This window comes from Streptomyces sp. SID3212 (assembly GCF_009865405.1).
GTDB lineage: Bacteria > Actinomycetota > Actinomycetes > Streptomycetales > Streptomycetaceae > Streptomyces.
This window is the reverse complement of record NZ_WWJY01000317.1, coordinates 1-1,266: the sequence shown is the minus strand read 5'-3', so window position 1 is coordinate 1,266 and position 1,266 is coordinate 1. Positions and strand designations below refer to the sequence as shown.

At 74.8% G+C, this 1,266-nt stretch carries 1 protein-coding gene; it reads left to right on the top strand.

The annotated features are described in order from the left end of the window. Positions 1-120 precede the first annotated feature (120 nt). Positions 121-1,266 (top strand): polyketide synthase (locus tag GT042_RS09640; RefSeq protein ID WP_161308294.1); only part of this gene is annotated, 1,146 nt, incomplete at its 3' end.

The window sequence follows — 1,266 nt, the reverse complement described above, 5'->3', positions numbered from 1 at the left end:
CGCCGGTCCGACCCCCGCCCCCGCACACCCCGCCGAGACGGCCGCCGCGCGCGGCGTCGACCGGCACGCACGCCGCACCGCCGCCGCCCACCGACTCAGCTCACGGAAAGGCTCCACACGATGACCGAGAAGGCAGCAGCCACCGACACCACCCCGGCCGAGTCCGCGATCGCCGTCGTCGGGATGAGCGGGCGCTTCCCCGGTGCCCCCGACCTGGACGCCTACTGGAGCAACCTCCTCGGCGGGGTCTGCTCGGTGACCGACTTCACCGAGGAGGAACTCCTCGCCGACGGGGCCGACGCCCAGGAGGTCGGAAGCCGCGACTACGTACCGGCCAAGGGGTATCTGCCGGACGCGGACCGCTTCGACGCCGAACTGTTCGGCTTCAACCGCACCGAGGCGACGGCCCTCGACCCCCAGCACCGGCTGCTCCTCCAGACGGCCTGGGCCGCCCTGGAGGACGCGGGACGCGACCCGCGCGGCGGATCCGCGCGCACCGGCGTGTACGTCGGCGGCGGCTCCACCGAGCACATGCTGGCCGCCGCGACCGACCCCCGGCTCGCCGCGTCGATCGGGGCGCTCCAGGTCCGCATCCTCACCGACCGCGAGTTCCTCGCCCCGTGGATCTCCTACCGCCTCGGTCTGGAGGGCCCGAGCCTGACCGTCCAGACGGCCTGCTCGACCTCGCTGACCGCCGTCCACCTCGCGGTGCAGTCGCTGCTGCTCGGCGAGTGCGACACGGCGCTGGCCGGCGGCGTCGCCGTGGACACGGTGCGCAAACGCGGGTACGTCCACACCCAGGGCGGGATCTTCTCGCCCGACGGCCGCTGCCGCCCCTTCGACGAGCGGGCCGGCGGCACCGTACCCGGCAACGGGGTCGGCGTGGTCGTGCTGCGGCGGCTGTCCGACGCGCTCGCCGACAACGACCCGATCAGAGCGGTCGTCCGGGGCAGCGCCGTCACCAACGACGGTGCCACCAAGGTCGGGTTCACCGCGCCCGGCGTCGACCAGCAGACCGCCGCGATCGTGGAGGCCTGGGCCGCCGCCGGACTCGACCCCGCCGACGCCCAGTACCTGGAAGCGCACGGCACGGCCACCGCGCTCGGCGACCGCGTCGAGGCGGCCGCGGCGACCGCCGCGTTCAAGGGGGCCCTGGGCACCGGCCGGATCGGCATCGGCTCGGTGAAGTCCAACGTGGGACACCTGGACGCCGCGGCGGGCGTGGCCGCCCTGATCAAGTCGGTCCTCATGCTGGAGCACGCGACC